This is a genomic window from Enterobacteriaceae endosymbiont of Donacia piscatrix, assembly GCF_012569525.1.
In the GTDB taxonomy this organism is placed as follows: Bacteria; Pseudomonadota; Gammaproteobacteria; order Enterobacterales; family Enterobacteriaceae.
The window spans coordinates 199720-205188 of the sequence record NZ_CP046200.1 but is presented as its reverse complement, the minus strand read 5'-3'; the positions used below and the strand labels follow the sequence as shown (position 1 = coordinate 205188).

At 18.6% G+C, this 5469-nt stretch carries 4 protein-coding genes and 1 tRNA gene; 2 read left to right on the top strand and 3 right to left on the bottom strand.

The genetic code is table 11. The features are described from left to right. The 3 genes from GJT96_RS00980 to rpiA form a co-directional block, all read right to left on the bottom strand. Window positions 1–1793, bottom strand: a 1793-nt coding sequence (locus GJT96_RS00980) for a UvrD-helicase domain-containing protein (protein WP_169780378.1), incomplete at its 3' end; no start/stop codon positions are given. A 45-nt stretch (window positions 1794–1838) separates the two neighbouring features. Then, a complete protein-coding gene (gene dapF / locus GJT96_RS00975) occupies window positions 1839–2663 on the bottom strand; it encodes a diaminopimelate epimerase (RefSeq protein ID WP_169780591.1) in 825 nt (274 codons plus the stop codon). A gap of 51 nt (window positions 2664–2714) precedes the next feature. Beyond that, window positions 2715–3398, bottom strand: a complete 684-nt coding sequence (gene rpiA / locus GJT96_RS00970; RefSeq protein WP_169780377.1) for a ribose-5-phosphate isomerase RpiA — start codon at window positions 3396–3398, stop codon at window positions 2715–2717. A 251-nt stretch (window positions 3399–3649) separates the two neighbouring features. Here rpiA and GJT96_RS00965 point away from each other — a divergent pair, with 251 nt between their 5' ends. Together GJT96_RS00965 and GJT96_RS00960 are read left to right on the top strand one after the other, a co-directional pair. Continuing rightward, window positions 3650–5101 (top strand): Do family serine endopeptidase, encoded by a 1452-nt coding sequence (locus GJT96_RS00965; RefSeq protein ID WP_169780376.1) that lies wholly within the window; start codon window positions 3650–3652, stop codon window positions 5099–5101. A 52-nt stretch (window positions 5102–5153) separates the two neighbouring features. Next, window positions 5154–5226, top strand: a tRNA-Ile gene (locus GJT96_RS00960). Window positions 5227–5469 lie beyond the last annotated feature (243 nt).

The window sequence follows — 5469 nt, the reverse complement described above, 5'->3', positions numbered from 1 at the left end:
GGGAAAATACCTTCTTCCATGCCAATAATAAAAACTTCAGAAAATTCTAATCCTTTAGATGCATGTATAGTCATTAATTGTATATAATTATTTTTTTCTTCATTATTTTTATTTATATTTTCATTTAATAATAATGTTTGAGAAAGAAAATCTGTTAATAAATTATCATTTTTAATATTTAAAATATTTGATTTTATTTTAAATTGTAATTTTTTTTTTGTAAAATATTTTGCAGAATTAATAAATTCTTTTAAATTATTTATTTTAGTATTATCTTTTCCAAATAAACAATTTTTGTTATACATATCCCATAATCCAGAATTTTTGATTGTTTGTTCAATAATTTTAGGTAATGATTTTTTTTTTATATTATTTTTTAAAAATATAATTAATTCAATAAAATTTTTTAATACATTAAATGTTTTTTTATTTAAAAATTTTTTATTTTTTAATAAAAAAAAACTAGAATTCCATAATGTTAAAGAATATTTATTGGAAATATGTTTTATAATATTTAATGTAGTATTACCAATACCTCTTTTAGGAATATTTATGATTCTTTCAAATGAACTATCATCATTATGATTAGATATTAATCTTAAATAAGATAAAATATTTTTAATTTCTTGACGTTCAAAAAATTGTATTCCCCCATATATTTTATATGGAATAGAAAATTTTAACATAATTTCTTCTAAAATACGAGATTGTGAATTATTTCTATAAAGAATTGCATAATTATTTAATTTAACATTTTTTTCAAGTATTTTTTGTTTTATATATTTAGCAATATATTCAGCTTCATCAAATTCATTTAATGCATAATATATTGTAATAAGATCTCCATTATCTGCATTAGTCCATAATTTTTTTTTTAATCTATTATTATTATAAGAAATTAATTTGTTTGCAGCGTTTAAAATATTTGAAGTAGAACGATAATTTTGTTCTAATAATATTGTTTTTACTTTATCAAATTCTTGTAAAAAACAACTTATATTATTAATTTTTGCTCCTCTCCATCCATAAATAGATTGATCATCATCACCTACAAGAATAATTTTTGTATTATAATTTTTATTATATAGTAAAGAAATAAATTTATATTGTATATCATTAGTATCTTGAAATTCATCTACTAAAATATTCTGAAATCTTTTTTGATATATTTTTAATATTTTAGGATTATTTAAAAATAATTTATATAAATAAAATATTAATTCATTAAAATCAACTACTTCTGTTATTTTACAAAAATTTTGATATTCATCATAAATTTTAGATAAATTAATACTATATAAATCATTTTTATGATGATAATTATTTAATAAATTATTTTTTATATTATTTATATATTTTAAAATTTTTTCTATAGAAAAAATTTTATCTTTTAAAGATAATTTTTTTAAAATTCGTTTAATTATTATTTTTTGATCATAAGAATCTATAATTTGAAAATTTTTTGTTAATCCTACATTTAGATAATGTATTCTTAATAAATAATAAGCAAAACTATGAAAAGTACCTATCCAAATATTATTTTTTTGAAAATCATTTATTAATAATGATTTAATTCTAGTTTTTAATTCTATTGCTGCTTTATTTGTAAAAGTTACTGCTAAAATTGATTTAGGCGAACAATTTTCTTTATAAATTAACCAAGCTATTCTACGAATTAATACTAATGTTTTGCCACTGCCTGCACCTGCTAATATCAATAAATTTTTTCTATTTTCAGATACTATTTCTTTTTGTTTATTATTTAAATTTTTTAATAAATCTACATTTTTCATTTATTTAAATGCCGTAATTAAAATAATATTTTTATAAAAAATTTATTATAATGTAATTATACCATCATAAATATAATTAGCTTCTCCTATCATAAATAAACTATTTTTATTTCCTTTCCAAGTAATAGTTATAATTCCTCCACGAAGATTAACATATACTTTTTCTGATAAAATATTTTTTTTTATTCCTATAGCTACAGCGGCACAAGCACCTGAACCACAAGCATTAGTCTCACCTACTCCTCTTTCAAAAACTCTTAATTTAATATTATTTAAATCTATATATTCAACAAAACCAACATTAACTTTTTTTGGAAAACAATTATGATTTTCTAAAAAAGATCCTATTAATGATACAGGAGTTTTTAATATATCATCTACTTGTATTACACAATGAGGATTTCCTAACGAAACAATATTAAAATGAATATATTTATTTTGAAAATAAATTTTATAAGTATTTTTAATAGTATTAGTTATAAATGGGATATCTTTAGGTTTAAAGAGAGGAATTCCCATATTTACAGAAATTATTTTATCATTTATAATTTTTAAGTATATTATACGATTTTTTGTACTTACACATATTTTTTTTCTATAAATTAATTTTTTTATTTTTAAATATAATGCGAGGCAACGTGCTCCGTTACCACATTGTTCTACTTCATTACCATTAGAATTAAAAATTCTATAATTAAAATCAATATTTTTATTAATTGATGATTCAACTAATAATAATTGATCAAAACCTATACCTGAATATCTATTAGATAATTTTTGTATAATATCTTTTGTAAAAAAAAAAGTATTTTTTATGTTATTGATAATGATAAAATCATTACTCAATGCATGCATTTTTGTAAATTTTATTTGCATATATTTGTATATATTCTAATGTTAAAATTAAAAAAAAATTTAAAATTATGTTGTTAATTTTAAATTTTTTTTATTTATTATTGATACTGTAGAATTATATTTTCCTATAATAACTATATCAGCACATCTTTGAGTAAATAACCCGACAGTAACAACTCCAGGAATAGTATTTATATATTTTTCTATTTTAATTGGATTATGTAAATTTAATTTATATACATCTAATATTAAATTACCATATTCTGTAATCGTTTTTTTTCTTAATTTTGCTATAGCTCCTATACATGATAATTTTCTAGTAATTAAAGTTTCTGCAGAAGGTATAATTTCTATAGGTACTGGATGTAACTTACCTAAATTTTTTACATATTTAGATTGGTCAATGATACATATAAATATATCTGAACAATTAGATATAATTTTTTCATTAGTTAATGCAGCTCCTCCTCCTTTTATCATTTGCATTTTATCATTAATTTCATCAGCACTATCAAAATATATTCCAATTTTATTTATTTTATTTATTTCATAAACATTAAAATTATATTTTTTTAATTTTTTAGTTGAATATTTAGAAGCAGATACTACACCTTTTATATTTTTTCTCTTATTATATAAAACTTTAATAAATTGAGATATTGTAGTACCTGAACCAATACCTATAATATTATTATTTTTAATAAATTTTATTGCCACTTTAGATGCAATATTTTTTAATCTATTTATCATATATATTTATGCTTTATATAAAATAAAATTTATATTATATTAACTATAATAATTTGTAAAAAAATTTATACTTAAATAATTTAATTTTATAAAAAATTAAAATTAATATTAATTAAATACATATTTATATAAATGAATTAATTAATAATATAGAAAATTAAAATATGAATTCTGTATTTTTACTATAAAAATACAAATTATAAAATTTTATATCATTATATTTAGAAAAATTTTATTATGAGATTTTTTTTATGAAGAAATTTAGAATAATTTTTTATATATTTTTTTTTATAAGTAATATAATATTTACATTACGAAATGTAAATGCAAAATTATTACCATTTAATTTAATAAAAAAATGGAATAATTATCAATTACCAAGTTTATCTATTATTTTATCAAAAGTTACTCCTTCCGTTGTTAACATTAATGTACAAGGTAGTATTTTTATATCACAATTTAAATTACCTCAAAATATACAAGAATATTTAAATGAAAAATTTTCACTTTGTAAAGAAGGATCTCCATATAAAGATACTCCTATTTGTGGAAATAATAATAATATTCTTCAACAAAAATTTCATTCTATTGGGTCTGGAGTAATAATAAATTCTAAAAAAGGTTTAATTGTTACTAATAATCATGTTATAGATCATGCAGATTATATTTCAGTAGAATTAAATAATGGCAAAATTTATGAAGCTAAAATTTTAGGGCAAGATCCAAAAACAGATTTAGCTTTAATACAAATTAAAGATAATACTGGAAATTTAAAAAGTGTAAAAATAGCTAATTCTGATACTTTAAAAGTAGGAGATTATACTATAGCAATAGGTAATCCATATGGATTAGGAGAAAGTGTTACATCAGGAATTATATCGGGATTAGGACGTACTGGACTTAATATTGAAAATTTTGAAAATTTTATTCAAACAGATGCTGCAATTAATAAAGGTAGTTCAGGAGGAGCTTTAGTTAATCTAAATGGAGATTTAATCGGAATAAACACAGCTATTTTAACCCCTAATGAGGGAAATATTGGTATTGGATTTGCTATACCAAGTAATACTGTTATGAATTTAGTTAATCAATTAATTAAATTTGGAAAAATAGAAAGAGGTTTTTTAGGTATTTATGGGGTTGAACTTGACCCTCAAATAGCAAAAGTTATGAAAGTACCTAATATATTTAAAGGAACTTTTGTACGTGAAATAATATCATCTAAAAATAACTTATTAAAACCAGGTGATATTATAGTTACATTAAATAATAAAATTATTGGTAGTTATGCTTTATTAAAAGCAAAAATTAGCATATTAATGCGAGGAACTATTATTAAATTAGGAATAATAAGAAATGGAATTTTTAAAATAATAGAAATAAAATTAGATGATTTTTATGATAATAAATTTTCTAATGAAAATAATATATATGGTATTGAAGGTGCATATTTAAAAAATATTTTTTTAGAAAAAAAATATTTTATTTTTAAAAAAACAAAAAAAATTGGAATAAAAGTTACTCAAATAGTACCTAATTCACCTGCAGAAATAATAGGATTAAAAAAAGGTGATGTAATAATAGGAATTAATCAAAATAATATAAATAATATAGAAGATCTTAAAAAAATTTTAGATACACATCCATCATTAATATTATTAGATATAATAAGAGGAAATAAAGAATTATATTTATTAAATTAAAAATAATAAATTTAATTGAAATATATATTAAAATATACCATACTACTTATAAGGCCCTTTAGCTCAGTGGTTAGAGCAAACGACTCATAATCGTTAGGTCGTTGGTTCAAATCCAACAAGGGCCAAATTCTTTATTTAATAAAATTAAATTTTCATTTATTATTCATATCTAATGTTATTATTAATAATTATCTATCTAAAATAGATATTAATTAAAATTGATATTTAAATTATTTTATATTTAATATTTTTTTATTAAAAATTAGGAATTAAATATGTCAAAAAACATCTTGATACAAAATAAATTAAAAGAAATAAAAAAAAAAAATAATTTTATTAGGAGGTTTCTTTAATTATTCAAAATATAA